26 protein-coding genes are annotated in these 24885 nt (G+C 70.7%); 21 read left to right on the top strand and 5 right to left on the bottom strand.

All coding sequences use genetic code 11. The annotated features are described in order from the left end of the window. Position 1 precedes the first annotated feature (1 nt). Positions 2 to 304, bottom strand: coding sequence for a PLD nuclease N-terminal domain-containing protein (locus tag I2W78_RS16155; RefSeq protein ID WP_196460612.1), 303 nt, complete (start codon positions 302 to 304; stop codon positions 2 to 4). Between the two features lie 89 nt (positions 305 to 393). Between I2W78_RS16155 and I2W78_RS16150 the strand changes: the two genes are divergently transcribed. The 11 genes from I2W78_RS16150 to I2W78_RS16100 all read left to right on the top strand — a co-directional run bounded on the left by I2W78_RS16150 (position 394) and on the right by I2W78_RS16100 (position 9685). Beyond that, entirely contained in the window at positions 394 to 1845 is a 1452-nt protein-coding gene (locus I2W78_RS16150; RefSeq protein WP_196460611.1) for a menaquinone biosynthesis decarboxylase, read from the top strand. After that, the gene (gene mqnP / locus I2W78_RS16145; RefSeq protein ID WP_196460610.1) at positions 1842 to 2744 is read left to right on the top strand and encodes a menaquinone biosynthesis prenyltransferase MqnP; all 903 of its coding nucleotides are present in this window, start codon (positions 1842 to 1844) and stop codon (positions 2742 to 2744) included. The genes I2W78_RS16150 and mqnP overlap by 4 nt, the downstream gene beginning before the upstream one ends. Positions 2745 to 2757: 13 nt before the next feature. Then, entirely contained in the window at positions 2758 to 3306 is a 549-nt protein-coding gene (locus tag I2W78_RS16140) for a Uma2 family endonuclease (protein WP_196460609.1), read from the top strand. A 31-nt stretch (positions 3307 to 3337) separates the two neighbouring features. Then, complete coding sequence (locus I2W78_RS16135) at positions 3338 to 4012, top strand: UbiX family flavin prenyltransferase (RefSeq protein ID WP_196460608.1); 675 nt, start codon at positions 3338 to 3340, stop codon at positions 4010 to 4012. A gap of 58 nt (positions 4013 to 4070) precedes the next feature. Further along, positions 4071 to 4526, top strand: a complete 456-nt coding sequence (locus I2W78_RS16130) for an Lrp/AsnC family transcriptional regulator (RefSeq protein ID WP_059251851.1) — start codon at positions 4071 to 4073, stop codon at positions 4524 to 4526. Between the two features lie 86 nt (positions 4527 to 4612). Continuing rightward, a complete protein-coding gene (mqnE, locus tag I2W78_RS16125; RefSeq protein ID WP_196460607.1) occupies positions 4613 to 5776 on the top strand; it encodes an aminofutalosine synthase MqnE in 1164 nt (387 codons plus the stop codon). Between the two features lie 91 nt (positions 5777 to 5867). Continuing rightward, on the top strand, positions 5868 to 6515 hold the full coding sequence (locus I2W78_RS16120; RefSeq protein ID WP_196460606.1) for a UdgX family uracil-DNA binding protein: 648 nt from the start codon (positions 5868 to 5870) through the stop codon (positions 6513 to 6515). Positions 6516 to 6531: 16 nt separating this feature from the next. After that, positions 6532 to 7056 (top strand): GNAT family N-acetyltransferase, encoded by a 525-nt coding sequence (locus I2W78_RS16115; protein ID WP_196460604.1) that lies wholly within the window; start codon positions 6532 to 6534, stop codon positions 7054 to 7056. 90 nt (positions 7057 to 7146) lie between these two features. Then, positions 7147 to 7446: a DUF4229 domain-containing protein gene (locus tag I2W78_RS16110; RefSeq protein WP_196460602.1), complete on the top strand. Its 300-nt coding sequence runs from the start codon at positions 7147 to 7149 to the stop codon at positions 7444 to 7446. Between the two features lie 237 nt (positions 7447 to 7683). Continuing rightward, positions 7684 to 8994 carry a dicarboxylate/amino acid:cation symporter gene (locus tag I2W78_RS16105; RefSeq protein ID WP_196460600.1) on the top strand — a complete coding sequence of 437 codons (1311 nt, stop codon included), beginning with the start codon at positions 7684 to 7686 and terminating at the stop codon, positions 8992 to 8994. A 46-nt stretch (positions 8995 to 9040) separates the two neighbouring features. Then, complete coding sequence (locus I2W78_RS16100) at positions 9041 to 9685, top strand: TetR/AcrR family transcriptional regulator (protein WP_196460598.1); 645 nt, start codon at positions 9041 to 9043, stop codon at positions 9683 to 9685. On the opposite strand, the gene I2W78_RS40465 is transcribed toward I2W78_RS16100, so the two are convergent. Continuing rightward, entirely contained in the window at positions 9668 to 10780 is a 1113-nt protein-coding gene (locus I2W78_RS40465; protein WP_445330155.1) for a MaoC/PaaZ C-terminal domain-containing protein, read from the bottom strand. The two genes, I2W78_RS16100 and I2W78_RS40465, sit on opposite strands and share 18 nt — an antisense overlap. 187 nt (positions 10781 to 10967) lie before the next feature. Between I2W78_RS40465 and I2W78_RS16085 the strand changes: the two genes are divergently transcribed. Together I2W78_RS16085 and erm are read left to right on the top strand one after the other, a co-directional pair. After that, a complete protein-coding gene (locus I2W78_RS16085; protein ID WP_196460596.1) occupies positions 10968 to 12917 on the top strand; it encodes an AMP-dependent synthetase/ligase in 1950 nt (649 codons plus the stop codon). Between the two features lie 271 nt (positions 12918 to 13188). Beyond that, complete coding sequence (gene erm, locus I2W78_RS16080) at positions 13189 to 13971, top strand: 23S ribosomal RNA methyltransferase Erm (RefSeq protein WP_196460594.1); 783 nt, start codon at positions 13189 to 13191, stop codon at positions 13969 to 13971. 12 nt (positions 13972 to 13983) lie between these two features. Here the strand turns inward: erm and I2W78_RS16075 are convergent, their stop codons facing one another. Together I2W78_RS16075 and I2W78_RS16070 are read right to left on the bottom strand one after the other, a co-directional pair. Then, a complete protein-coding gene (locus tag I2W78_RS16075) occupies positions 13984 to 14637 on the bottom strand; it encodes a class I SAM-dependent methyltransferase (RefSeq protein ID WP_196460592.1) in 654 nt (217 codons plus the stop codon). Between the two features lie 212 nt (positions 14638 to 14849). After that, the gene (locus I2W78_RS16070) at positions 14850 to 15053 is read right to left on the bottom strand and encodes a cold-shock protein (RefSeq protein ID WP_004984723.1); all 204 of its coding nucleotides are present in this window, start codon (positions 15051 to 15053) and stop codon (positions 14850 to 14852) included. 297 nt (positions 15054 to 15350) lie between these two features. On the opposite strand from I2W78_RS16070, the gene I2W78_RS16065 reads away from it, so the two are divergent. From I2W78_RS16065 to I2W78_RS16035, 7 genes are all read left to right on the top strand, one after another. Next, on the top strand, positions 15351 to 16199 hold the full coding sequence (locus tag I2W78_RS16065) for a menaquinone biosynthetic enzyme MqnA/MqnD family protein (RefSeq protein WP_196460590.1): 849 nt from the start codon (positions 15351 to 15353) through the stop codon (positions 16197 to 16199). Positions 16200 to 17310: 1111 nt separating this feature from the next. Then, positions 17311 to 19095 carry a serine/threonine-protein kinase gene (locus tag I2W78_RS16060; protein ID WP_196464583.1) on the top strand — a complete coding sequence of 595 codons (1785 nt, stop codon included), beginning with the start codon at positions 17311 to 17313 and terminating at the stop codon, positions 19093 to 19095. 49 nt (positions 19096 to 19144) lie between these two features. Then, positions 19145 to 19849 (top strand): prepilin peptidase, encoded by a 705-nt coding sequence (locus I2W78_RS16055; RefSeq protein WP_196464584.1) that lies wholly within the window; start codon positions 19145 to 19147, stop codon positions 19847 to 19849. Positions 19850 to 19908: 59 nt separating this feature from the next. Beyond that, positions 19909 to 20598 carry a hypothetical protein gene (locus I2W78_RS16050; RefSeq protein WP_196460588.1) on the top strand — a complete coding sequence of 230 codons (690 nt, stop codon included), beginning with the start codon at positions 19909 to 19911 and terminating at the stop codon, positions 20596 to 20598. 562 nt (positions 20599 to 21160) lie between these two features. Beyond that, on the top strand, positions 21161 to 21412 hold the full coding sequence (locus I2W78_RS16045) for a hypothetical protein (protein ID WP_196460586.1): 252 nt from the start codon (positions 21161 to 21163) through the stop codon (positions 21410 to 21412). A 100-nt stretch (positions 21413 to 21512) separates the two neighbouring features. Continuing rightward, entirely contained in the window at positions 21513 to 22712 is a 1200-nt protein-coding gene (mqnC, locus tag I2W78_RS16040; protein WP_196460584.1) for a cyclic dehypoxanthinyl futalosine synthase, read from the top strand. A 1-nt stretch (position 22713) separates the two neighbouring features. Next, positions 22714 to 23316: a hypothetical protein gene (locus I2W78_RS16035; RefSeq protein ID WP_196460582.1), complete on the top strand. Its 603-nt coding sequence runs from the start codon at positions 22714 to 22716 to the stop codon at positions 23314 to 23316. Between the two features lie 3 nt (positions 23317 to 23319). Here the strand turns inward: I2W78_RS16035 and I2W78_RS16030 are convergent, their stop codons facing one another. Then, the gene (locus tag I2W78_RS16030; protein ID WP_196460581.1) at positions 23320 to 24321 is read right to left on the bottom strand and encodes a chitinase; all 1002 of its coding nucleotides are present in this window, start codon (positions 24319 to 24321) and stop codon (positions 23320 to 23322) included. 194 nt (positions 24322 to 24515) lie between these two features. On the opposite strand from I2W78_RS16030, the gene I2W78_RS16025 reads away from it, so the two are divergent. Beyond that, positions 24516 to 24881, top strand: coding sequence for a hypothetical protein (locus I2W78_RS16025; protein WP_196460580.1), 366 nt, complete (start codon positions 24516 to 24518; stop codon positions 24879 to 24881). The last annotated feature ends 4 nt before the right edge of the window (positions 24882 to 24885 follow it).

The raw sequence follows: 24885 nt of genomic DNA, 5'->3' as shown, positions 1-24885 counted from the left end.
GTCAGCTGTCGTCGCCGTCCTTCTTCTTGTCCTTGTCCTGGTCCTCCTCGGAGAGCGACTTCAGGAACTCGGGGTTGTCGTCCGGCGCGACCCACTCCCGGCGGCGCCCGATGTGGCCGGCCGGGCGGCGCTGCTTGCCCGCGATCAGCCAGGAGATCGAGCCGACGAGGGGGAACAGGAGCACCAGGATCGCCCACAGGGGCTTCGGCATGTGCCGGATGTCCTTCTCGTCCGTGCTGATGCAGTCGATGAAGGCGTACACGCTCAACGCCAGCGGTACGACGAACATCAGGATCCGGAGCATCGGCGGTCACCTCGTGGAACGGCGGTCGGGGGCCGCACACACGGCCCCCGTGACGGGGCCAGGGTAGCCCCTCGGGGATACTTGACCCCATGGCTTACGACGATCTTCGCTCCCTGCTCAGGGCACTGGAGCGCGAGGGGGACCTGAAGCGCATCAAGGTGGAGGTCGACCCGTATCTGGAGGTCGGGGAGATCGTCGACCGGGTGCAGAAGGCGGGCGGGCCCGCACTGCTCTTCGAGAAGGTGAAGGGGTCGTCGATGCCCCTCGCCATGAACGTGTTCGGCACCGACCGGCGGCTGCTGAAGGCGCTGGATCTGAAGTCGTACGGCGAGATCAGCGACAAGATCGGCGGGCTGCTGAAGCCCGAACTGCCGCACGGGTTCGTCGGGGTGCGCGAGGCCTTCGGGAAGCTCGGCGCGATGACGCACGTACCGCCGAAGAAGGTGAAGGACGCCCCGGTGCACGAGGTCGTCCTGCACGGCGACGACGTCGACCTGGAGCAGCTGCCCGCGCTGTTCACCTGGCCGAAGGACGGCGGCTCCTTCTTCAACCTGGGCCTGACCCACACCAAGCACCCGGAGACGGGCGTCCGCAACCTCGGCCTGTACCGCCTCCAGCGCCACGACAAGCGCACCATCGGCATGCACTGGCAGATCCACAAGGACAGCCGGAATCACTACCAGGTCGCGGCCAGGCGAGGGGAGCGACTGCCGGTCGCCATCGCCTTCGGCTGCCCGCCCGCCGTGACGTACGCCTCCACCGCCCCGCTCCCCGGCGACATCGACGAATACCTGTTCGCCGGGTTCATCGCGGGCAGGCGGATCGAGATGGTCGACTGCAAGACGGTGCCGCTGCAGGTGCCGGCGCAGGCGGAGGTCGTCATTGAGGGCTGGCTGGAGCCCGGCGAGATGCTGCCCGAGGGGCCGTTCGGCGACCACACCGGGTTCTACACCCCGCAGGAGCCCTTCCCCGCGCTGAAGATCGACTGCGTGACGATGCGGAAGCGGCCGCTCCTGCAGTCGATCGTCGTAGGCCGCCCCCCGACGGAGGACGGACCCCTCGGCCGTGCGACGGAGCGTTTCTTCCTCCCCCTGCTGAAGATCATCGTGCCGGACATCGTGGACTACCACCTGCCCGAGGCAGGCGGTTTCCACAACTGCGCGATCGTCTCGATCGACAAGAAGTACCCCAAGCACGCGCAGAAGGTGATGCACGCCATCTGGGGCGCGCACATGATGTCCCTGACCAAGCTGATCGTGGTGGTCGACTCCGACTGCGATGTGCACGACCTGCACGAGGTCGCCTGGCGGGCCCTCGGCAACACGGACTACGCCCGCGACCTCACCGTCGTCGAAGGCCCGGTCGACCACCTGGACCACGCGTCCTACCAGCAGTTCTGGGGCGGCAAGGCGGGCATCGACGCGACGAAGAAGTGGCCCGAGGAGGGGTACACGCGCGACGGGGGCTGGCCCGACATGGTGGAGTCCGATCCGCAGACGGCGGCGAAGGTGGACCGCCGCTGGAAGGAGTACGGCCTGTGAGTTCCGCTTCCGCCGCGATCCCGCAGCCGGGCCGCACCAAGGCCTTCCTCCGTCTGGTGATGATCGAGCACTCGGTCTTCGCCCTGCCCTTCGCCTACATCGCCTCCCTCACGGCGATGTTCCAGTGGGACCGGAACATCCACTGGGGCCGACTGCTGCTGGTCACGATCTGCATGGTCGGCCTGCGCACCTTCGCCATGGCCGTCAACCGGATCATCGACCGCGAGATCGACGCGAGGAACCCGCGCACGGCCCACCGCGAGCTGGTCACGGGCGCGATGTCGGTACGACACGCCTGGACCGGCGCCCTGGTCGCCCTGGTCGTCTTCCTCGGCTCGGCGGCCCTGCTGAACCCCCTGTGCCTGGCCCTCGCCCCGGTCGCCGTCATCCCGATGGTGGTCTACCCCTACGGCAAGCGGTTCACGAACTTCCCCCAGGCCATCCTCGGCCTCGCCCAGGCCATGGGCCCGGTCGGCGGCTGGCTCGCGATCAGCGGGGAGTGGTCGTGGACGGCGGTGATCCTGGGTCTGGCGGTCGGCATCTGGATCGGCGGCTTCGACCTGATCTACGCCTGCCAGGACGTCGAGACCGACCGCGAGATCGGCGTCATGTCGGTCCCGGCCCGCTTCGGCATCCCGGCGGCGATCCGGGCCGCGCGGGTCTGCCACGCCGCCACGACGGCCCTGTTCGCCTGGTACGCGGTGGTCACCGACGCGGGCGCCTTCTTCTGGCTGGGCCTGCTGATCGTCGCGGCGGCATTCGTCTACGAGCACACCATCGTCCGCCCGCACGACCTGTCCCGACTGAACCGGGCGTTCTTCAGTGTCAACGGCTTCATCGGGATTGCCCTGTTCGTGTGTGCGCTGCTTGATCTTCTGGTTCGGGGTCTGACGGTGTGAGACCGTCCGCCCCGTGGACCGCCTGCACGCACAACTCACCCGGTTCGAGGACGCCTTCCCCGGCTTCCGTACGGAGATCGTCGAGGGCAACGTCGTGGCGAGCCCGGTCACGCCGTTCCACAACAAGACCATCCAGATGCTCTGGACGCTGCTCGAAGCCCAACTGGGCCAGGAGTGGGGCTTCATCAGCGATGTGGCGATCCCGTTCAGCGGCGACTTCGAGCTCTGCCCCGATCTGGCGCTCATTCCGGCCGCCGAGCAGAACCGCAACCTGACCTGCTACCCGCCCGAGCTCATCGAGCTGGCCGTCGAGGTCGTCTCCCCGAGCAGCGTCCGCACCGACTACGAGGTGAAGTACCGGCAGTACGCGGCCCGGGGTATCCCGAACTACCTGATCTTCGACCCGCAGGAGGCTCATCTCGTCACCCTGTGGAACCCCGGCGCCGACGGCTACCTCGGCCGCGACATGATTCCGTACGGCGGCAAGATCACCGTGGACACCACGGTACGGCGCCTCACCATCGACACCGACCGGCTGCCCGTGGATCCCGACCCGTCCTGAACACCTTTCCGCTCACCGGTACGCTCAAGATGTGAACGCAGGGGAATCGCAGCGCGCGCCTTGGATCGTGGGGGTGTCCGGAGCGTCCGGTACGCCGTATGCGGCTGCTGTGCTGCGCGCGTTGCTGGACGCCGGTGAGAGCGTCGACCTCGTCGTCAGCCGCGCCTCCCGGCTCACCCTGCTGGATGAGACCGGGCTGTCCTTCCGGGACGCGCACTGGCGGGACGACCTGCGGGAGTGGCTGTCCAGGGGCGCCGACGGGAAGCCCGACACCTTCGCCGTGCGTCTGGACGGCGTACGGCACTGGAGCGCGGGCGACCTCGCCGCCGGGCCGTCCTCGGGGTCGTACCCCGCGAAGGGGATGCTGATCGTGCCCGCGTCGACCGCCTGCGTCGCCGGAGTCGCCCTCGGCCTCTCCAAGGACCTGCTGCAACGCGCCGCGAGCGTGACCCTCAAGGAGGGGCGTCCGCTGGTCGTCGCCGTGCGGGAAGCGCCGCTCAACGGACAGACACTGCGGCACCTCGTCTCCCTGGACGACGCCGGCGCGACCGTCGTACCCGCCTCGCCCGCCTTCTACGCGGGCGCCACCCACATCCAGGACCTCGTCGACTTCGTCGCCGGACGGGTCCTCGACGCGGTCGGCGTCCCCCACACGCTCTACCGCCGCTGGGCGGGCGAACTCGGCGGCGGGTCGCGCACCACCTGAGCCTCACCCTCACGTACCAGGAACTCGTCAGACCTCTTCAGTGGAAGGCTTCGATCGCATGGACGCCGTGGACAGGCAGCTCATCCAGGCCCTGAGGGAGAACGGCCGGGCCTCCTACGCGGAGCTGGGGCGCCTCGTCGGCCTGTCGGGACCCAGCGTCACCGACCGCATCAACCGGCTGGAGGCGGCCGGCGTCATCACCGGCTACCGCGCCACCGTGAACGCCGCCTCGCTCGGCCTCGGCGTCACCGCCCTGATCGGCATCTCGCTCTCCGACGCCGCCGACCACGAGGACGTGGCGCAGCGGCTGAGGGACCTGCCGGAGATCGAGGACTGCTGGTTCATCGCCGGTGACGACTCCTACATGCTCAAGGTGCGGGCGACCGACGTGGACGGGCTGGAGAGGATCATCCGGCGGCTCTCCGGCACCAAGGGCGTGTCCCGGACCCGTACCACCATCGTGTTGTCCACGAAGTGGGAGAACCGGGTGGGTGAATTGCCGGAAGAGGTGTAGGCCCGTTTCAGGGCCGTATGGGGGTACCGCCCGCCCGAAGGGTGGGGGAGTACGGTTGGCGGAGTCTGTCTGAGAGAGGTGTGCGCATGGATGTCGGGCTCAAGCGCGAGCTGGAGGAGAAGGTCCGCTCCGGTGAGCGGCTGACCCGCGAGGACGGCATCGCGCTGTACGAGTCGGACGACCTGGCCTGGCTCGGCGGCCTCGCCCACGAGGTGCGCACCCGCAAGAACGGCGACGTGGTCCACTTCAACGTCAACCGCCACCTCAACATGACCAACGTCTGTACGGCCTCCTGCGCGTACTGCTCCTTCCAGCGCAAGCCCGGCGAGAAGGACGCGTACACCATGCGCATCGAGGAGGCCGTCAAGCTCGCCAAGGCGATGGAGGCGGACAACCTCACCGAGCTGCACATCGTCAACGGCCTGCACCCCAACCTGCCCTGGCGGTACTACCCGCGGTCTCTGCGCGAGCTGAAGGCCGCCCTGCCGAACGTCTCGCTGAAGGCCTTCACGGCGACGGAGATCCACCACTTCGAGACCATCAGCGGCCTGTCGGCGTCCGAGATCCTCGACGAGCTCATCGACGCCGGGCTGGAGTCCCTGACCGGCGGCGGCGCGGAGATCTTCGACTGGGAGGTCCGGCAGCACATCGTGGACCACCGCACCCACTGGGAGGACTGGTCGCGCATCCACCGGCTGGCGCACGAGAAGGGCCTCAAGACCCCGTGCACCATGCTGTACGGCCACATCGAGGAGCCGAGGCATCGGGTGGACCATGTGCTCAGGCTCCGTGAGCTGCAGGACGAGACCGGCGGCTTCCAGGTCTTCATCCCGCTGCGCTACCAGCACGACTTCGTCGACATGAAGGACGGCAAGGTACGCAACCGCCTCCAGGCCCGGACCACCATGGCGACCCCGCTGGAGGCCCTGAAGACGTTCGCCGTCTCCCGGCTGCTCTTCGACAACGTCCCGCACGTCAAGGTCTTCTGGGTGATGCACGGCCTCCAGACGGCCCAGCTCGCACTCCAGCACGGCGCCGACGACATGGACGGCTCGGTCGTCGAGTACAAGATCACCCACGACGCCGACAACTACGGCACGCCGAACAAGCTCACCCGGGACGACCTGCTGGAACTCATCCGGGACGCGGGGTTCCGGCCGGTGGAGCGGAACACCCGGTACGAGATCATCAGGGAGTACGACGGGGCCGACCCGGCGCGGCGGGAGGCGCCGCAGCCCATGCGGCTGTGAGGGTCCGGTTCGTCGTACGCCGTTCGTCCGCGGGTGCGTGGGGGCTGGTCGCGCAGTTCCCCGCGCCCCTTGGGCGGGTACTCGGGTCGCCGTGAGCAAGGCACCCCCCGAGGAGCAGTACACCGCCGAGCCCTTCGTTCCGGAGAGCGCCGGGCTCGCGGAGCTGCGTGAAGCCGCCGCCGGCTGCCGGGGCTGCCCCCTTCACCGTGACGCCACACAGACGGTGTTCGGCGCCGGGAACGAGGACGCCCGCGTCATGCTCGTCGGCGAACAACCCGGCGACCAGGAGGACCGCCAGGGGCAGCCCTTCGTCGGCCCCGCCGGGAAGCTGCTCGACCGGGCGCTCGCCGAGGCCGGGATCGACCCCGGCGAGACCTATGTCACCAACGCCGTCAAGCACTTCAAGTTCACGCAGGCGGAACCCCGCAAGCGGCGGATCCACAAGGCGCCGAGCCTCCGCGAGATGACCGCCTGCGGCCCATGGCTCGCCGCCGAGCTGGCCCTCGTCGAACCCGAGCTGATCGTGGTGCTGGGCGCCACCGCGGGCAAGGCGCTGCTGGGCTCGTCGTTCCGGGTGACGCAGGTGCGGGGGACCGTACTGGAGGAGGAGATCCACGGCCGGCGGGAGCGGTTGGTGCCGACCGTGCACCCGTCGTCGGTGCTGCGCGCGGACGACCGGGAGGCGGCGTACCAGGGGCTGGTCTCGGATCTGAAGGTGGCGGCACGCGTGCTGGCGTAATAGGTACCATGCGCGCATGTCCCTTACCTTCACGCTCGATCCCGCCGTGGACCGACCCCTGCGCGACGGCCTGCTCGACCTCTGGTCGGACGTCTCCAACGCCGGCGGGGCCGTCGGCTTCGTGCCGCCCGTGACGCCGGAAACCGTCCGCCCCGAACTGGTGAAGCACTTCGTGGCGATGGCCGAGGGGCGCAGCCGCCTGCTCGCCGGATTCGACGAGGACGGCCGGGTCGCCGCGACGGCGTTCCTCACCTTCAACACGCACCGGCTGATGACCCACTGGGTGTGGCTCTACACGGTGATGGTGCATCCACGGCACCAGGGCAAGGGATACGGCCGGGACCTGCTGGCGGCCGCGGCGGACGCGGCCCGCACGTTCGACGGGGTGGACGCGATACGGCTCACCTGCCGAGGCGGACTGGGCCTGGAGCGCTTCTACGGCTCCTGCGGTTACAAGGAGGTCGGCCGCATCCCGGGCGCGATCCGGGTCGAGCCGGGCGACGACCGCGACGACGTGATCATGCTGCTGCCGTTGACCTGAGCCCCCGTTGCAAGATCGGCTGTCGGACGTGCTTCACTGGACGGTGCCCTTTGGGTAGTTCTGGCCGTTCGATACGGAAGAGTGGATGAGATGCTCCGCTACACACTGATGCGCCTCGGAATCTTCGTGGGCTGCTTCGTGGTCGTCTGGGGCCTCGTCTACTCCGGTGTCGCCCCGCGCGGCCTCGGTGCCTCCAACGGCATCTGGGTCGTGCTGCTCGCCCTCGTCATCTCGGCGCCGATCAGCTTCGTCGTGCTGCGCAAGGAGCGGGACCGGGCGTCCGCGCAGATCGTGCAGAAGGTGGACCGCGCCAAGGCCAACTTCGAGGCCAACCGCAGCCAGGAGGACTCCGCGGACGACGCGGCACGCGCACAAGGGCAGGCTTCGTAAGGTCTTGTCCCGGTTTCACCTCTCAAAGTGAGGCTTTGGGCTTCTCAAACTTCAAGTGTTACGGTTCTGGCATGAAGCCAGCAGTCGTGTCCGTCGACGCGCCGCGCAGCGTTCCGCTCGTGGCGCGTCTGCATGTGGACCTCTGCCGGTGCGCGTCCGCGAACTGTCGCCTCTGACGACGTCTCCGCCGCCCTGCGTCCCTGTCGCCCGCGCACCCACTTCCTTCCCTTACGGAGCATGTCCGTGTCCGCGAACACGAAGTCCCTGTCTTTCAAGCTGCCCTTCAAGGCGCCCTTCTGGGCCCAGATACTTCTCGGCCTCGTCCTCGGCGTCCTGCTCGGCTGGATAGCCAGGAGCCAGGACGTGTCCTGGCTCGTCACCACGCTGGAGAAGGTCGGCGACACCTTCATAGGCCTGCTCAAGCTCGCCGTCGCCCCGCTCGTCTTCTTCGCGATCCTGGTCTCGATCACCAACCTGCGGAAGGTCAACAACGCGGCCCGCCTGGCGTCCCGCACCCTCCTCTGGTTCATGATCACCTCGCTGATCGCGGTGGCCATCGGCCTCGTCATCGGCCTGGTCACCAACCCCGGCGCCGGCACCGGCCTCACCCCCAGGGACGGTGAGCTGCCCGAGAAGACCGGCTCCTGGATCGACTTCCTGACCGGCATCGTGCCGACCGACGTCATCACGCCGTTCACCGAGCTGAACGTGCTGCAGATCGTCTTCATGGCCGCCGTCGCCGGTATCGCCGCCCTCCAGCTCGGCGAGAAGGCCCAGCCCATCCTCACCCTGAGCGAGTCCGTCCTCGAACTCCTCCAGAAGGCCCTGTGGTGGGTCATCCGGCTCGCCCCGCTCGGCACCGTCGGCCTCATCGGCACCGCCATCGCCACCTACGGCTGGGACCTGATCGGCAAGTACGCCACCTTCACCGCCGACATCTACGTCGGCTGCGCGATCGTGCTGTTCGTGGTCTACCCGGTGCTGCTCGCCACCGTCGCCAAGGCCAACCCGCTGCAGTTCTTCAAGGGCGCCTGGCCGGCCATCCAGCTGGCCTTCGTCTCCCGGTCGTCCGTGGGCACCATGCCGCTGACCCAGAAGGTCACCGAGCGGCTCGGCGTGCCGCGCGAGTACGCGTCCTTCGCGGTGCCGTTCGGCGCGACGACGAAGATGGACGGCTGCGCGGCCATCTACCCGGCGATCGCCGCGATCTTCGTCGCGCAGATCTTCGACATCCAGCTCGGGATCGGCGACTACCTGCTGATCGCGTTCGTCTCGGTGGTCGGCTCCGCCGCCACTGCCGGTCTCACCGGCGCGACGGTCATGCTGACCCTGACCCTGTCCACGCTCGGCCTGCCGATGGAGGGCGTCGGTCTGCTCCTCGCCATCGACCCGATCCTGGACATGATCCGCACCGCCACGAACGTGGCCGGGCAGGCGCTGGTGCCGGTCATCGTCTCGGCCCGCGAGAGGCTGCTCGACCGCGAGGCCTACGACAACGCGGGCAGCTCGCCCGTGGAGGAGCGGGAGCGGGTGGCCGTCGCCGCCTGACCGGTACTGTCCTGACGCCTGCCGCGCGGACCGTACGCTAAGCCGCATGGGTGCCGTGAAGACCAAGCGGATGCCGCGTGCGGTCCGTGAGCAGCAGATGCTGGACGCCGCCGTGCGGATCTTCGGGCAACGGGGGTACATCGCGGCGTCAATGGACGACATCGCCGAACTGGCCGGCGTGTCCAAGCCGTTGGTGTACCTCTATCTCAACTCCAAGGACGACCTCTTCACGGCCTGCATCCGCCGTGAGGCCCAGGCGCTGTTCGCCGCCGTCCGGGCCGGCGCCCGGCCCGGACAGTCCGCAGACCGTCAACTCTGGGACGGCCTGCTGGCGTTCTTCACGCACACCGCCCAGCACCCCGACGGCTGGTCCGTGCTGCACCTCCAGGCCCGCACCCACGGAGAGGTGTTCGCCGCCGAGGTCACGGCGATGCGCGCGGACATCGTCGCCTTCGTCACCCAGCTGATCGCCGAGGCCGCCCGCGACGCCCACCGTGACCCCGACCTGCCCGAGCGCGAGGTCGCCGGGCTCGCCGAGGCCCTGGTCGGCGCCGCCGAGTCGCTCGCCGACTGGGCCAACGCCACCCCGGGAGTGACGGCCCGGCAGGCGGCGGCCACCCTGATGAACTTCGCCTGGGCCGGGCTCGGCGAGCTCATGGCCGGGCGGCGCTGGTCACCGCCGACCGTGTGAAGCGAGCGGGTGCACGGCTCCGCTGACGTGCAGCCGCTCTCCCCGGCGCAGTTCGAAACGCTCGCCCTCGGCGGCGTACTCCACCGTCCCCGGCAGGTGCACCGGCGCCCGGAACTCGGCCCGGACCAGCACCGCTTCGGGCGTGCCGTACGCGGCGAGACAGCGGGCCACCGTCCACATGCCGTGCGCGATCGGGCGCGGGAAGCCGAACAGGCGGGCGGTGAGCGGGTGCAGGTGGATGGGGTTGCGGTCGCCGGAGACGGCGGCGTAGCGGCGGCCGATGTCGCCGCCGAGCCGCCATTCGGCGCAGACGGGCAGCGGCTTGCGGCCCTGGGGTCCGGGGGGTGTCTGGGCGTCGGTGGGGAGCGGCTTGTGGTTGTGGGGTCCGGGGGGTGTCTCGTCGTCAGGGGGGAGCGGCTTGTGGTTCTGGGATCCGGGCGGCGTCTCGTCGTCGGTGGGGAGTGGGGTGTGGTTGTGGGGTCCGGGGGGTGTCTGGGCGTCGGTGGGGAGCGGTTTGTGGTTGTGGGGTCCGGGCGGCGTCTCGTCGTCAGGGGGTAGCGGCTTGTGGTTCTGGGGCGCGGGCGGTGTTGCGGCGTCGGTGCCCTGCGGCCCGCGGCCCCGGGTCCCGGCCGCCGGTATGTCGTCGGTGCGGTGGCGGGCCAGATATGTGCTGCGCGACTCCCAGACGACCTCCCCGTCAGCCAGCGCCTCCGTCACCAACGTCGCCTCCGTCCCGCGCCGGTGCGGGGCCAGTTCGGCGATGTGCACGGCGAGTTCGTACTCGCCGGTGGCCGACAGGGCGGTATGGCGGGTGAGGTCGATCGAGGTGTGGACCAGGCCGAGCAGCGGCAGCGGGAAGTCCCGGCCGCTCATCAGCCGCATGGCCAGCGGGAAGGCCAGGACGTGCGGATAGGTGAGGGGGAGGGCGTCCTCGCCGGTGGGGAAGCCGCAGACCCGTTCGTAGGCGGTGAGCCGGGGCAGGTCGACGCGGACGCCGGACCGGACCAGCCGGGTGCGGGGGAAGTCGGCGTCCGGGCGGGGGCGTTTGAAGGGGGAGCGGAGGGCGCCGGTGACGAGTGGGAGGTGGTCAGCCATGGTCATACCGGTTTCCTCACCCCGTCCTCCCCGTTTACTCCAGAGTAATGTTACCGCAGGTAAGTCCAAGCGCCGCAAGCCTTCGGGACTGCACAGGCCCGGCCCCGGAACATCTTGAAATCCGCACAACCTCCCCATGTCCGCGCCGTAGGATCCCCTCTCGCGCCGCAGGCACCAGGAGTTGCCCATGCCCATCTCGTACTCGTCCTCGCCTCTGCCGCATCAGTCGTCGGCGTCGTCGCTCGAATACGATCCGGACGGCGGGCCGGTCCTCGTCGAGCCCGAGATACGGCGGCTGGACGGGGAGGTGCGGGAGGCGGCCGTACCGCCGCTGGTGCCACCGGTGTCGCACGGCTCGCTGGCCGATCTGCCCTTCGAGAACGCGGCCGTGGCGCCCGGGCACCCGGTGCTCAGCCGGCGTGACGACGAGGGGCGTTGGGCGGATGTGACGGCGGCGGAGTTCGCCGCACAGGTGCTGGCCGTGGCGAAGGGGATGATCGCCGAGGGGCTGATGCCGGGCGACCGGATCGCGATCATGGCGCGGACGTCGTACGAGTGGACCCTGCTCGACTTCGCGGCCTGGGCGGCCGGTCTGGTGAGCGTCCCGGTGTACCCGACGTCGTCGGTCTTCCAGACCCGCTGGATCCTCCAGGACTCCGGCGCGGTCGCCCTGGTGACGGAGACGGCCGGCCAGGCGGCGGCGATCGGGCCCGAACTCCCGCACCTGCCCGACCTGCGGCACCTGTGGGTCATCGAGAAGGGCCACGTGGACCGGCTCGCGGAGCTGGGGCAGCCGGTGCCGGACGCGGAGATCGACGTACGGCGTGGGATGTCGGGCCCGGACACCCTGGCGACCCTCGTCTACACCTCGGGCACCACCGGTCGCCCCAAGGGCTGCGCGCTGACCCACGGCAACTTCCTGGCGGAGGTCGACAACGCGATCGAGCTCCTCTACCCGGTGTTCAAGGCGCGGACCAGCGAGGAGGCCGCCACGCTCCTCTTCCTGCCGCTGTCCCATGTGTTCGGCCGGATGGTGGCGGTGGCCTGCGTGCGGGCCCGCGTGCGGCTGGGGCACGCGCCCAGCCTGAAGTCGGAGGACCTGCTGGCCGACCTGGCGGCCTTCCGGCCGACCTTCCTGCTGGCCATCCCGTACATGCTGGAGAAGGTCTACAACAACGCCCGCGCCACCGCCGAACGCGGCGGCCGGGCACCCGCGTTCGACCGCGCGGCGAAGATCGCCCGCCGGTACGGCGAGGCGGTGGTGGCCCGGGCGAGCGGCACCGGCCCCGGCCCGAGCGCCTCGCTGAAGGCGTCCCGTGCCTTCTACGACCCTCTGGTCTTCCGCCGGATCCGCAACGCCCTCGGCGGCCGGATCCGTTACGTCGTCTGCGGCGGCTCCCCACTCGGCCGCGACCTGGCCGCGTTCTACGCGGGCGCGGGCATCGACGTGTACGAGGGCTACGGGCTGTCCGAGACGACCGGCGCCGCGACCGTGACGCCACCGCTGAAACCCCGGCTCGGCACGGTCGGCTGGCCGCTGCCCGGCACGCGCGTGCGGATCGCGGCGGACGGCGAGATCCTGCTCGCCGGGGGCCAGGTCCTGCGCGGCTACTGGGACCCGCACCAGGGCGGGGTGGTCCCGGCGTCGCCGGACGGCTGGTTCCCGACGGGCGACATCGGCCGGCTGGACGACGAGGGCTACCTCACCATCACCGGCCGAAAGAAGGAGATCCTGATCACCGCGGGCGGCAAGAACGTGGCGCCGGCGCCCCTGGAGAACTGGCTGCGCTCGCACCCCCTGATCTCCCACTGCCTCGTCCTCGGCGACCGGCGCCCCTACATCACCGCCCTGATCACCCTCGACGTCGACGGCATCACCCACTGGCGTCAGATGAACGGCAAGCACCCGGTGCCGCCCGAACTCCTCGTCGACGACGAGGACTTGCGGGAAGTCCTCCAGCGGGCGGTGGACGACGCCAACAAACTCGTCTCCCGCCCGGAGTCCATCCGCCGCTTCACCGTCCTGCCCACCGACTTCACGGAGACCGCCGGCCATCTGACGCCGTCGATGAAGCTGCGCCGGGAGGTGATCCTGCGCGACTTCGCGCAGGAGGTGGAGGCCATGTACGAGCGGTGAGCCAGGCCACCTCGGCTCTCCCGTCACATGTGCTCCGGAAAATCCGTTTGCGCAGGCCCGGGTGAGGGCTTGTAGCGTGGCCCGCATGTGTGCATTCGGGATCGCAGTGACCGACCGCGGGCGCGACTAGCCGGCGGATTCTCGGCCCGGGGAGCGCGCCTCAGTGCCGCCTCCGGGGCCACTCCTCGAAAGGATCCGCCGCCTCAGCGAGTCAGCGCCGGGCGGTGCCTCTTCGTGCTGCCCGGCTTCCCTCGAAGCCGCGGAGATCCTGTTGCGCACGCAGCGTCCTGGCCGCCATGAACTCGGTCAGAACTTCCTCGTCGACCCCACCACCATCGACACCTTCGTCCACCTGGTCGCCGACACCGACGGCCCGATCATCGAGATCGGCACGGGCGACGGCGCCCTCACCCTGCCCCTGCAACGCCTGGGCCGCCCCCTGACCGGCGTGGAGATCGACGGCCGGCGGGCCGCGAGGCTCGCGCGCCGGGTGCAGCCGCCGACCACGATCGTGCACGCGGACTTCCTGCGGTTCAGGCTGCCCACCGCACCGCACGTCCTGGTCGGCAACCTGCCCTTCCACCAGACCACCGGCATGCTCCGCCGCATCCTGCACGCCCCCGGCTGGACCGAGGCGGTCCTGCTCGTGCAGTGGGAGGTGGCACGCCGCCGGGCCGGGGTCGGCGGCGCGACCATGATGACGGCCCAGTGGTGGCCGTGGTTCGCGTTCGGGCTGGCCGGCCGGGTCCCGGCGACCGCGTTCCGGCCCCGGCCGGGGGTCGACGGTGGTCTGCTGACCGTGTCGCGCAGGGAGCGGCCGCTGCTCCCGGCCCACGACCTGAAGCGCTATCAGGCGTTCGTGCAGCGGGCCTTCACGGGCCGGGGCCGGGGGCTGGCGGAGATCCTCGCGGCGTCGCTGCCCCACTCGTCCCGGCGCGACGTACAGAACTGGCTGCGCCGGCAGCGGCTGCCCGCGGGCGCCCTGCCCAAGAACCTCACCGCCGAGCAGTGGGCCGAGCTGTACCGACTCGGCGAGGGGGCCGGTGCTCGTTGAGATTCGGGGCGTTCAGGTGTTCCTGCGGGCGATCAGGAAAGCCTGCGGGGTCGTCTCGTTGTGCTCCGGGTCGGGTTCCCGGATCGTCCGGGAGTGGAGTGTGAACCCGGCCTCCGTCAGGAGCTCCGTCATGTGCTCCGGGCGGCGGCGCAGGAAGTCCAGGGACACCGGGTGGCCGAAGGGCCGGTCGAGGTGGCGGGGGAGGTCGCCGGCCTGGAAGGCGAGGAGGAGGTGGCCGCCGGGGGCGAGGACGCGGGCGTACTCCTTGAAGAGGGCCGGGAGCTCGTCGGTGGGGGTGTGGACGGTGGAGTAGTGGGACACCACGCCCGCCAGGTGGCCGTCGGGGATGCCCAGGTCCAGCATCGAGCCCTGTTCGAAGCGCAGGGCCGGGTTCTCGCGGCGGGCGACGGCGAGCATCGCCGCGGAGAGGTCCAGGCCGAAGACCTTCAGGCCCAGCGAGGCGAGGTACCCCGTGACCAGGCCCGGGCCGCAGCCCAGGTCGGCCACCTCGCCGTCGCCGCCGACCAGCTCGGCGTAGGCCGCGAGCAGCGCGCGCTCCAGCGGCTTTGCGTCGAGATCGGCGCGGGCGAGGTTGACGTAGTCCTCGGCTATCGCGTCGTAGAAGTGCCGGACGGTTTCCGTGGGGGTGAGCGCGTCGTCGGTCATGGGGGGTGACCGTACTGGCCGGCACTGACAGCCGGGCGGTTTTCGGTCACGCCCCGGCCGCCGGGATGACGACGACCCGTCGCCGGATTCCTCGGAATTCCCGGTGAATTCATCTTTCCGATGTACGGGGGGATGCGCGGGAAAGGCAGGAGCCCCGTCGCCGAATGGCGCGGGGCTCCTTGGGTACTGCGCTCGATCCTGGATCCGAGGGATCAGACCGGGGTGACGTTCTCCGCCTGCGGGCCCTTCGGGCCCTGGGTGACGTCGAAGGACACCTGCTGGTTCTCCTCAAGGGACCGGAAGCCGGTCGCGTTGATCGCGGAGTAGTGGACGAAGACGTCGGGGCCGCCGCCTTCCTGGGCGATGAAACCAAAGCCCTTTTCGGCGTTGAACCACTTCACGGTTCCGGTAGCCATAAGCCCTCCTTGGGCCCAAAGGGTTGCCCTGCTCCAGAACCAGCAAGTGTGAAGATAAAGTTCTGCACAACTGCATACGTCCAAGAACGTCGAGAGCCCGCGGTCACATGCTCCGCAGGCTCTGTACTGCAAGGGAAACCAAAACTGCAACTTGCGGCGAGCCTAGCACGCGGGCAGCCGAAAGCAATAGGGGCCAAGATCACGTCACCCGGATGTTTGAACGTCGTGTCGACGTTGACGCGAGTGAGGGGCACCCCAGAAGCCTGCACCCTACCCCACGGGGTCTAGCCTCTCGATGTGGACATTTCTCGCACGCGGCCGCGCGTCGGCCACATCCAGTTCCTGAACTGCCTGCCCCTCTACTGGGGGCTCGCCCGAACGGGAACGCTGCTGGACTTCGAGCTGACGAAGGACACCCCGGAGAAGCTCAGCGAGCAGCTGGTGCGGGGTGATCTCGACATCGGGCCGATCACCCTCGTGGAGTTCCTCAAGAACGCCGACGATCTCGTCGCCTTCCCGGACATCGCCGTCGGCTGCGACGGACCGGTGATGTCCTGTGTGATCGTCTCGCAGGTCCCGCTGGACCGGCTGGACGGCGCCCGGGTGGCCCTCGGCTCCACCTCGCGCACCTCCGTACGCCTCGCCCAGCTGCTGCTGGCGGACCGTTTCGGCGTACAGCCCGACTACTACACCTGCCCGCCCGACCTCAGCCTGATGATGCAGGAGGCCGAGGCGGCCGTCCTCATCGGCGACGCGGCGCTGCGGGCGAACCTGCACGACGGGCCGAGGTACGGCCTGGCCGTGCACGACCTCGGCGCGCTGTGGAAGGAGTGGACCGGGCTGCCGTTCGTCTTCGCCGTGTGGGCGGCCCGCCGGGACTACCTGGAGCGCGAGCCCGACATCACCCGCAAGGTGCACGAGGCCTTCCTCGCCTCCCGCAACCTCTCCCTGGAGGAGGTCACCAAGGTCGCCGAGCAGGCGGCCCGCTGGGAGGCCTTCGACGAGCGGGTCCTGGAGCGGTACTTCACCACCCTCGACTTCCGCTTCGGCGGCCCCCAGCTCAAGGCCGTGGCGGAGTTCGCCCGCCGCGTCGGCCCGACGACCGGCTTCCCGGCGGATGTGGAGGTGGATCTGCTGCGGCCGTAGGCCACCCTTTCGGGTGGCTACTCCATATACGGGCGCCCGCCGCGGCCGATCCGGTGCCGACGGTGTTCATCGGTGACTCGTTCACGGCGAACTTCGGTATCGCGCCGGTGCACGAGTCGTCGATCGAGGAGCTGGCCTGTCTGAGGGCCCGGGAGAACTACCCGGCCGTGACCGGGCGTCAGCTCGCGGACGTCGGGATCGCGCTCGACGTCCGGGCGGACCGCTCCCGCGGAGCCGCGGCGGTCAAGGACTTCTGGGACGAGCAGCAGGTCGACTTCTTCGGCATCCCCGTCACCGAACCGCCCCAGCAGGACGCCCTGACCGAGGACACCCGGCTCGTGATCGGCGGCACGGGCGCGAACACGCTGGACATGATCGGGATCCTCAAGCAGTGCTCCGACCGGCTGCGCGGCGAGGAGGGGCAGCTGATGCCGGGCGAGCCGGTGGACGCCTCCTCGCCCGCCTCCGACTGCCGCCGCTTCTTCGAGACCGGGGACGGCGCCGAGTGGCTGGAGGACGGTCTGCAGTCGGTCGAGTGGGACCTGGAGGAGATGTTCGACCGGATCGAGCACTTCGCGCCCGACGCGAAGACGGTCCTTGTGGGCTACTCCCGGATCGTGCCCGCCGACACCTCCAAGTGCCTGGAGAACATCCCCGGCGGGCAGGAACGCCCCTTCGCCGACATCAACCAGGACGCCCTCGGGTTCCTCGACCAGAAGATCCAGAAGTCGCCCGTCGACGTCATGAACAAGGCCGACGCCGACGCGGGCGCGACCTTCGTCGACCTGTACGCCGCGACCGGCGCCAACACCGCGTGCGACGGCGTGAACCGGGGCGTCGGCGGCCTGCTGGAGCCCTCGCCGCTCCGCCTCGGCGACGTCCGCTTCCCGTGGTACGGCCACCCCAACACCCGAGGCCGGGACATCCAGGCAGCGGAGGTGGCCAAGGCCGTCGCCGGCGTCCTCGGCCAGGGCCTGTCCGAGCGGTCGGGCCCAACGGCCCCCGCCGCAGCGCCCGTCGGCCGTCCGTACGCGCGGGCCTTCCCGTGTGCGGACGGCCGGATACGCTTCCGGGCAGCAACGCCTTGGCGTACGGGGGAGAGGGAGTCGTCATGCAGGCGCTCGGAGGCGACGAACCGACTGCCGTGGGGCCCTACCGGCTGCTCGGCAGGCTCGGTTCGGGCGGGATGGGCCGGGTCTACCTCGGGCGCAGCGCGGGCGGCCGTACGGTCGCCGTCAAGATCGTGCACCCGCACCTCGCGCTCGACGAGGAGTTCCGCGCCCGCTTCCGCCGCGAGGTCGAGGCCGCCCGGCGGGTCGGCGGCGCCTGGACCGCGCCGGTACTGGACGCCGATCCAGAGGCGCCCGTGCCGTGGGTGGCCACGGCGTACGCGGCCGGCCCGTCGCTCACGAGCGCGGTCGCGGACGGCGGGCCGCTGCCCGCGCATTCCGTACGAGCACTGGGCGCGGGCCTGGCCGAGGCGCTGACGGCCGTGCACGAACTGGGCCTGGTGCACCGGGACGTCAAGCCGTCCAACGTGCTGCTGACCCTCGACGGCCCGCTCCTGATCGACTTCGGCATCGCACGCGCCACCGACGGCACCGCGTCCCTCACCTCCACGGGCGTCTCCGTGGGCTCCCCCGGTTACATGGCGCCCGAGCAGATCCTCGGCAAGGGGGTCACGGGAGCGGCCGACGTGTTCTCGCTGGGTGCGGTGCTGGCGTACGCCGCGACCGGCGAGCCGCCGTTCAGCGGGGACTCCTCGGCGGCGCTGCTCTACAAGGTCGTGCACGAGGAGCCGGAACTCGACGGTCTGGGCGGTGAGTTGCGGGAGCTGGTGGTTGCCTGCCTGGGCAAGGAGCCGTCGGGGCGTCCGGCGCCGGGCGACATCGCCGGTCGGCTGGCGCCTGAGGGTGCGGCACGGTTGGTCGCGGGCGGGTGGCTGCCGGGGCCGCTCGTGGAGCGGGTGAGCCGGAGTGCCGTGCAGTTGCTGAACCTGGAGGCGGGGGAGGATGCCGCCCCTTCGGGGCCAGTGGGGTTCAGCAGCCCGGCGGTGGGGGCGACTTCGGGGGCGGTGCGTGGGGAGTTCGGGCCGCCGCCGGTGATGCGGGCGACGGATGCGCCTGGTGCGCAAGGGGTGCCTGGTGCGCAGAGGGTGTCTGCTGCGTCGGGGGCGTCGGCGGCGCCCAGTGCCGCAGGGGTGGCCGACGAGCCTGGTGCGTCGGCGGCGCCGCATGCGCCGACGGTCGTGCCCGGCCCGCGTGATGCCACGCCGGCACCGCAGGACAAGGGCCCCGGCAAGCTCTCCGTGTCGGTGGCGGCGAGCTCCACGCCGGGGGACGGCGGAGGCGGGCGGCGGCTCAGCTGCACGGTCGCGCTCGCGGTGGCCGGGGCGCTGGCGGCGGTGACCGTCGGGTCGGTGTTCGTGTTCGACCTGCTGCCGGACCAACGGCGGAGCAGCTCGGGCGGCGATGCCAACGAGTACTCACCGGGGCCGAGCGCGAGCGAGCCCGCCGACGGGAGCGGCGCGGGCAGTGGCGCGGGGCGGGTGCCCGAGCGGTACCTCGGCACGTGGGAGGGGCAGGGGTCGGGCCTGAACGGGGCTGTCCCCATGGGCAGGTTCACGGTCACCGTGCGTCAGACGGGCGTCGGCGGAAAGCTCGGCCAGGTGCGCAACACCGACCCGATCGGCGGCGTGTGCGTCGACGAACTGACCTTGGAGAAGGTGACGAAGACGCAGCTGGTCGCCAAGTCCCGGGGAGCGAAGGACAACCCCGGGCACTGCGTGCAGACGCTCCACACCGTCTGGCTCACACCCGTCGGCGACGACCTCACCTACAAGTCGGACAGCGAGGGCTCCGGAGAGCCGACGGCGCGGCTGACGAAGGTCGGTTGAGCCAGTGGGGGACTGAAGCGTGACCGTACTCGTCGTCACCGGCGTGTCGATGGTGTGGGGCGCGGCAGCCGGCGCGCTGCTGCCACGCGCCGCCCACCGGCTCTCGGTCCCGCCGGAGGAGCCGTGGCCCGCGGAGTGCCCCGGCGGTCATGCCCTCCGCAGCTGGCTGGGACGGGCCCGGTGCCCGGAATGTACGGCTACCCGGGCGTCGTACGGCCCGCGAGCCTGGCCACTCGCCGTCGTCACCGCACTGCTCTGCGCGGCCGTCGGTGCCGTGACCGGTCCCCGGCCCGAGCTGGTCGTGTGGCTGACGGCGGTGCCCGTCGGGGTGCTGCTGACGGTCGTGGACGTGCGGGTGCGGCGGCTGCCCGATGTGGTGACCCTGCCCCTCGGGGCCGCCGTCCCCGCCCTCCTCGGCCTGGCCGCGCTCCTGCCGGGTCACGCGGGCGACTGGACGACGGCCCTGCTCGGCGCCCTCGTCCTCGGCTCCGGATACCTCGTCCTGCACCTCCTCAACCCCGACGGCATGGGCTTCGGCGATGTGAAGCTGGCGCTCGCGGCGGGGGCGCTGCTCGGGTGGTACGGGTGGCCGACGGTGCTGCTCGGGACCTGCGCGGGGTTCCTGTTCGGGGCGCTGTACGGCGGCGCACTCGTCGTCGTACGGAAGGCCGGGCGCAAGACGGCCATCGCGTTCGGGCCGTTTCTGCTCGCGGGGGCGTACGTGGGGGTGCTGACGGGGGCGGGCACGGCGTAGGCGTACGACCGTTTGGTCATTCGTCCGGCGAGGTGCAGTTCGTTTCCCGATACCACCCCGTGTTCGACGTCCCGAGGCTGCACATGGGTCTGGGCCGGGACGGGCAGGTCTACCTGGTCATCGACGGCAAGCCCGAGAGCCGCGCGCTCCGGCTCCGGCGGGACGGTTCGCGGCAGCGCTTCGGCCGGGTCGGAAGCTCGCCGCTGGCCATCACGGCCAACGCGGCGGGCGTGATCGCGACCGCGGAGACCCACTTCCAGCACCGGGTCGACTTCTGGGACCGCGACTTCAACCCACTCGGCTCCGTCGACGACTTCACCACCAGCGACGCGGACGGCTTTTCCGCGCCGGGAGCCGTCGAGGCGGGCGAGTCCGGTGAGTTCTACGCCGTCGACCAGTACCGGCGGCGGGTGTTGCGGGTGAACCCGGGCGGTGACAGGCACGTCATCGACCTCACGGGGCCGCCGGCCGAGGCCCAGCCGCGCAGAGGCGCGGTCGGCCTGAGGGTGGCGGAGAGCGCCGACCGGCTGTACACCGCCGGGCCGTCCGGTGTGCTCTGCCTTGCCACGCTCGACGGGACACACCGCCACACCATCCGGGGTCAGGTCGCGGGCGCCACCTTCGCCGGCTTCGACGCGTCGGACGACGGCTACCTGCATGTGTGCTTCGCCGGTACCCGGAGGGTGGAGGTCTACGACCGGGAAGGGCGCAAGCTGGACGAGCGTACGGTCACGCTGGGGATGCCGTGAAGCGGAACGACCCGCGGTATCTGTTCGAGGTGTACGACAGCACCACCGGGGAGTTCGTCGAGGCGGAGACGGTGCGCGCGCGGCAGGTGGGCGCACGAGCCCCGCTTCAAGGTGTGGCTGCGGCCGCTCGGCGTCCCGGAGTTCACCGAACTCCCGCTGTCCGGCGGCGCGGTGACCCCGCCCGCCGAGGCGCGGGGGCTGTACCAGGTGCGCGTGTCGCCGGATGTCGCCGGGCGACGAAGCGAGTACGTCCTGGACGGCATCGTCGAGGTCCGCCCCGCCGGTGAGGTGAAGGGCTCGCTGTCCCTGCTGACCGACCTGAACCGCTTCCACTACGGCCGGGGTGAGGAGATCACCGTCAAGGTCCTGGCGCGGGCGGGCACGGGCACGCCGCTGCCGGGCGCCGTGCACGTCGCCGTGTTTCACGAGGGGGAGCGGGTCGGAGAACCCGAGCGCCCCGGGCCGGTTCCGGTGGCTGCAGTTCCACTGGAAGGCCCTCGGCGCCGAGACCACGGGGATCGGGCTGCGGATCGGGGCCGCGCAAAGTCTCCCGGTCGTCGGCGTGTCCATCGGGGCCTTCCGCTGGGAGGTCAACTCACTCACCATCGAGCACCGGATCGAGGAGCCGGTGCCCTCCGAGTGGACGAGGGTGCGCGTGGACCTGTGGCAGCTCGGCGTCGGCAGGCAGAACCCGATGCGCTGGATCGACGCCCTCGTCCTGGGCGCCACCGGCGGCGGTGCCCTGTACGACCAGATCGCCCTCGGCCGCACCGAGGCCGACCTGCCGCAGGGGCCGCTGCCCGCGCGGGGCTGATCAGGCCGGGCACCTTGTCGTCCACAGCCTGACGTCGGGTGATCCAGGGGGCTGGCGTACGCTGACAGAGTCCGTCCGCCCCCTTCCGAAAGGGACACCGGTGACCGAGAAGGCCGACCTTCAGCCCGTCCTCGACCGCGCCGCCGCCGGTGGGCGGATCACCCCCGAAGAAGCGCTCGACCTGTACCGGCACGCCCCGCTGCACGCCCTCGGCGCCGCCGCCGACGCCGCACGGCGCCGCCGGTACGCGGGCACCGAGCGCATCGCGACGTACATCATCGAGCGGAACATCAACTACACGAACGTGTGCGTCACGGCGTGCAAGTTCTGCGCCTTCTACGCCCCGCCGAAGGACACGGCGAAGGGCTGGACCCGCGATCTGGACGACATCCTGCGCCGGTGCGCGGAGACCGTCGAGCTGGGCGGGACGCAGATCATGTTCCAGGGCGGTCACCACCCGGACTACGGCGTCGAGTACTACGAGAAGCACTTCGCGGCGATCAAGAAGGAGTTCCCGCAGCTCGTCATCCACAGCCTGGGGGCGAGCGAGGTCGAGCACATGGCCCGCATCTCCAAGGTGACGGTCGACGAGGCCATCCGGCGGATCAACGCCGCCGGGCTGGACTCCTTCGCCGGGGCCGGCGCCGAGCTGCTGCCCGAGCGGCCGCGCAAGGCCATCGCCCCGCTCAAGGAGAGCGGCGAGCGGTGGCTGGAGATCATGGAGACGGCCCACAACCTGGGCGTCGAGTCCACGTCCACCATGCTGATGGGGACCGGCGAGACCAACGCCGAGCGGATCGAGCACATCCGGATGATCCGCGACGTACAGGACCGCACGGGCGGCTTCCGGGCCTTCATCCCGTACCTCTACCAGCCGCAGAACAACCACCTGAAGGGCCGCACCCAGGCCACCATCTTCGAGTACCTGCGGATGATCGCGATCGCCCGGCTCTTCCTCGACAACATCGCCCACATCCAGGGCTCCTGGCTCACCACCGGCAAGGACGCCGGGCAGCTGACCCTGCACTACGGGGCGGACGACCTCGGCTCGGTGATGCTGGAGGAGAACGTCGTCTCGGCGGCCGGTGCCAAGCACCGCTCCAACCTGATGGAGATGATCGAGATGATCCGGGGCGCGGACCGGGTCCCGGCCCAGCGGAACACGACGTACCAGCACCTCGTCGTGCACGACGACCCGGCGAACGACCCCGTCGACGAGCGCGTGATGTCCCACATCTCGTCCACCGCGATCGAGGGCGGCACGGCTCATCCCGAGCTGAAGCTGCTGACCTCCAACTGACTTGCTGACGATTCACGCGGACTCCCGGGGGCATGCCCTCGCCGTGCGCGGTGAGTGGGTGATCGCCGCCGGCCCCCTGGACGAGCTGGCCGCCGCCCATCCGCCCGCGCGCGTGCGGCAGTGGCCCGGCATCCTCACCCCGGGCCTGGTCAACCCGCACGGGCCCGAACTGCTGGAGCAGGCCTACCATCCCGACCCGCGCGAGGCCGACGAACTCGGCACCGAGCCGCTGACCGGCGACGCCCTGGCCGCGCTCGCCATGGACGAGGCGCGGTGGGGCGCCAGCGCGCGGCGCGGGGTGCAGCGAATGCTGGCGCGCGGGACCGTGGCCGTGGCGGGGACGTTCGGCAACCGGGCCGTGGTGACAGCCGTACAGCGGTCCGGGATCGGCGTGGTGGGGCGGCTCGGAGTGCCCGGTGGGGTGCCCTCGCTCGACCCGTTCGAGGCCGGGCTGCCGGTGGAGTTCCCGCCGCCGCGCGAGAGCGGGTCCGCCGCGCGGTTCGCCGTGTTCGACGTCCCCGACGAGGCAACGCTCGCCGAACGCGGAGCGGTCACCTGCGTGGCGACGGTGGTCGCGGGGCGACTGGTGTACCGGCGTCGATAGAGGTCAGCCCGAGAACGCCTCGGCGAACGCACCCGAACTCTGCTCCACCCCGCTGCAGTTGGTCGACGCGTCGTCCTGCGCTGCGTCCGCGCACTGCTGGTCCCGGAACGTCGACCACATCGACACCCAGGCGATCTGCTGCTCCTCCGCGAACTCCCGCACCTGCGCCGCGTCGTCGAGCGTGAACGTCTCGTTGTCGACGTCGTTCACGCCGATCATCGACGTCAGCGCCATGCCTCGCCAGGCGGCCGCGTCGGACAGGCCGAAGATGTCGGCCAGTTGGTCGTGCGCGGCGGTGGCGGCCTGCTCGGCGTAGTCGCCCATGTCGCCGGTGTACGAGCTGCCGTAGTTCATGGTCATGAGGTTGACCGTGGAGACCTGGACGTGGTGGTCGTTGGCCGATTCGAGCAGCGCGACACCGTCGTCGTCCAGGCCGGACGGCATCACCGGCAGCGTGAACGACACCTCCAGGTCCGGCCGTTCCTCCTGCAACGCCGCGATCGCCGCCGACCGCAGGGCGACGGAGTCCGAGTCGGTCAGCTCGTCGCCCTCGATGTCGAAGTCGGCCCGCGAGGCACCAGCCGCGTCCAGCGCGTCGGCATACGCCCGCGCCAGTTCCTCCGCACTGTCACAGCTCGCCGCCAGCTCCTTGCCGGAGGCGCCGCCGAAGGAGACGCGGACGTCGGCGCCGGACCCGGCCAGTTGCGAGATCCGGGACGTCACCGCGGAGTCGTCGATGGCGTAGGTGCCGTTCCACTTCGGGGTGCAGTCGCTGCCGTCCGAGATCACGAAGGCCAGGTTGTACGTCGTCGGGGAGCCGGCCGAGTCGTTGTCGGAGGCGGTGACGGCGCTGACGTAGGGCGCGTACGACGTCGTACTGGAAGCGGTGGACGGGGACGGTGAGGGGGCCGCGTCGGACGTGGCGTCCGTATCGGCGGAGCATCCCGCCGTGGCCAGGGCAAACAGGCAAACCAGCCCGGCCGCCGGTTTCAGGAGACTCCTCATTGCGCACGCACCCGCTTCCGTGACGTCTGTCCTTGGTCGAAGGAAAGGTGTGTCACGCGAAGCTGGGAACCGGCCGTGAATATCAGCGCGGACCCCGGCATCTCTCAGCGCACTCACAGGTAAAGGGGTTTCTCACGGGGCTCTCATATGAAGTCGGGAACGGCGGCACATAAAGGCTCCCTAGCGTCCGGGGAATGCATTCAGAGCCTGCCATCGAAAGCCGCGCGGCGACACGCGGTCGCCGCCGCAAACGCGGCAACGGGTCCGCCTCCGGCTCGGCCGAGGGTCCCGTGTTCGTTGACAACTCCGGACGCCGGGCCAAGCTGCTGCGCCGCGTCGGCCTGCTGCTCGGCGTGGCCTGCCTCGGCTACGCGGTCGTACTGGGCGCCGCCTTCATGGGCTGGGGCACCTCGCTCACCCCGTCCTCGCTGCTGCCCTTCGCGGGCGGCGGCCCCGGACCGCAGGGCGGCCCGGGCGGTGGCCCGGCAGGGACCGTCCCGCCCAGCGGCGCCCCGTCCCCGATCCCGACCGGCGCCACCGCCCCAGCGGTCGCCGACTGAGCCG

It is taken from the genome of Streptomyces spinoverrucosus (assembly GCF_015712165.1).
GTDB classification, from domain to species: domain Bacteria; phylum Actinomycetota; class Actinomycetes; order Streptomycetales; family Streptomycetaceae; genus Streptomyces; species Streptomyces spinoverrucosus_A.
This window is presented reverse-complemented; position numbering and strand designations above follow the sequence as displayed.

Coding starts and splice junctions, on each gene's coding strand:
- I2W78_RS16155 (WP_196460612.1), bottom strand. CDS start 304: ATGCTCCGGATCCTGATGTTCGTCGTACCGCTGGCGTTGAGCGTGTAC.
- I2W78_RS16150 (WP_196460611.1), top strand. CDS start 394: ATGGCTTACGACGATCTTCGCTCCCTGCTCAGGGCACTGGAGCGCGAG.
- I2W78_RS16130 (WP_059251851.1), top strand. CDS start 4,071: ATGGACGCCGTGGACAGGCAGCTCATCCAGGCCCTGAGGGAGAACGGC.
- mqnE (WP_196460607.1), top strand. CDS start 4,613: ATGGATGTCGGGCTCAAGCGCGAGCTGGAGGAGAAGGTCCGCTCCGGT.
- I2W78_RS16115 (WP_196460604.1), top strand. CDS start 6,532: ATGTCCCTTACCTTCACGCTCGATCCCGCCGTGGACCGACCCCTGCGC.
- I2W78_RS16110 (WP_196460602.1), top strand. CDS start 7,147: ATGCTCCGCTACACACTGATGCGCCTCGGAATCTTCGTGGGCTGCTTC.
- I2W78_RS16105 (WP_196460600.1), top strand. CDS start 7,684: ATGTCCGTGTCCGCGAACACGAAGTCCCTGTCTTTCAAGCTGCCCTTC.
- I2W78_RS16100 (WP_196460598.1), top strand. CDS start 9,041: ATGGGTGCCGTGAAGACCAAGCGGATGCCGCGTGCGGTCCGTGAGCAG.
- I2W78_RS40465 (WP_445330155.1), bottom strand. CDS start 10,780: ATGGCTGACCACCTCCCACTCGTCACCGGCGCCCTCCGCTCCCCCTTC.
- I2W78_RS16085 (WP_196460596.1), top strand. CDS start 10,968: ATGCCCATCTCGTACTCGTCCTCGCCTCTGCCGCATCAGTCGTCGGCG.
- I2W78_RS16075 (WP_196460592.1), bottom strand. CDS start 14,637: ATGACCGACGACGCGCTCACCCCCACGGAAACCGTCCGGCACTTCTAC.
- I2W78_RS16070 (WP_004984723.1), bottom strand. CDS start 15,053: ATGGCTACCGGAACCGTGAAGTGGTTCAACGCCGAAAAGGGCTTTGGT.
- I2W78_RS16060 (WP_196464583.1), top strand. CDS start 17,311: ATGCAGGCGCTCGGAGGCGACGAACCGACTGCCGTGGGGCCCTACCGG.
- I2W78_RS16055 (WP_196464584.1), top strand. CDS start 19,145: ATGGTGTGGGGCGCGGCAGCCGGCGCGCTGCTGCCACGCGCCGCCCAC.
- I2W78_RS16030 (WP_196460581.1), bottom strand. CDS start 24,321: ATGAGGAGTCTCCTGAAACCGGCGGCCGGGCTGGTTTGCCTGTTTGCC.
- I2W78_RS16025 (WP_196460580.1), top strand. CDS start 24,516: ATGCATTCAGAGCCTGCCATCGAAAGCCGCGCGGCGACACGCGGTCGC.